Origin of the sequence: Photorhabdus caribbeanensis, assembly GCF_018448885.1 — a bacterium.
Lineage (GTDB): Bacteria > Pseudomonadota > Gammaproteobacteria > Enterobacterales > Enterobacteriaceae > Photorhabdus > Photorhabdus caribbeanensis.
In genome coordinates this window covers 1-1079 of the sequence record NZ_RCWB01000111.1, presented here as the reverse complement: position 1 = coordinate 1079, position 1079 = coordinate 1, and the positions used below count along the sequence as shown (strand labels likewise).

The window sequence follows — 1079 nt, the reverse complement described above, 5'->3', positions numbered from 1 at the left end:
GATTCACATAATAAGTGCAACATCGTTAATCCGGAAGTAAACATGTTCGTATTCCTTTAAATAATTCATTCGGGGTTTTCCCTCCCCGGGTTTTTCGGGGGCGATTATTTAATCGGTTTACCACAAAATTTATTTCCTGATCAGAGACTTCATTAAAATCAGTTCCCTTTGGAAAGTATTGTCTGATGAGTCCATTGATATTCTCATTTATCCCTCTTTCCCAGGGCGAGTAAGGGTGAGCAAAATAAATTTGGGTTTCTAATTTTTTACTCATGATTTCATGCTCTGCGAACTCCAAACCATTATCGAATGTGATGGTATTAACCCTTTGTTTTAACGGGTATAATACTTTCACTACCGCTTTTGCGACTTCTGATGCCTGCTTGCTATCAAGTTTAACAATAAGGGTATACAGCGTTTTGCGGTCAACCAGGGTTAATAAGGCGCTTTTTTTGTCTTTCCCCATTATCGTATCCCCTTCCCAGTCGCCAATACGTTCTTTTTTATCAACGATTTCCGGGCGAACATCAATACTGACCCGGTTTTTAATTTTGCCTCTTCTTTCATAGCGACCATAGCGTTTGCGATAAGGTTTTCTGGCAATCCGGAGATGTTGCCATAAATCACCTCCCTCTATTTTATCTTGGTAAATCAACCTATAAATCGTCTCATGATGCAAAGATATCCCTTTATGTCGCTTCAAATAATCAGCCACTTGTTCAGGGCTTAAATCTTTCCAAATTAACCGTTTTATCCATTTTTCGACTTCCGGCGTTATTTTCACGGCTTTCTTAGCAAAATGACGACGAGCTAATCCCTTCAAATGAGCCTGTTTAGGACAGTATGCCTGAGCTTCCTGATTTCTTTTCAATTCTCTGCTGATGGTCGACGGGCTTCGCTTAAGTGACTCAGCAATGAAACGCTGTGAAAAACCCGCTGTCTTTAAACTGGAAATCTGATATCTTTCTGTCTCGGTCAGTTGTGTATAGGCCATAGCGCATTCTCCTGTGGCGGGAAAGATGCCTACTATAGCAACTGACCGCCTTTCTGAAAAATTGCGCTTATTAGTCGAATCCGCC

At 40.9% G+C, this 1079-nt stretch carries 1 protein-coding gene; it reads right to left on the bottom strand.

The window, feature by feature from the left end; genetic code table 11:
* Nucleotides 1–25: 25 nt before the first annotated feature.
* Nucleotides 26–994 carry an IS30 family transposase gene (locus EAE90_RS23190; RefSeq protein ID WP_214055444.1) on the bottom strand — a complete coding sequence of 323 codons (969 nt, stop codon included), beginning with the start codon at nt 992–994 and terminating at the stop codon, nt 26–28.
* Between the last annotated feature and the right edge of the window lie 85 nt (nt 995–1079).

What these genes read in the sequence shown, in the direction of transcription:
- EAE90_RS23190 (WP_214055444.1), bottom strand. Translation starts at nt 994, where the DNA reads ATGGCCTATACACAACTGACCGAGACAGAAAGATATCAGATTTCCAGT.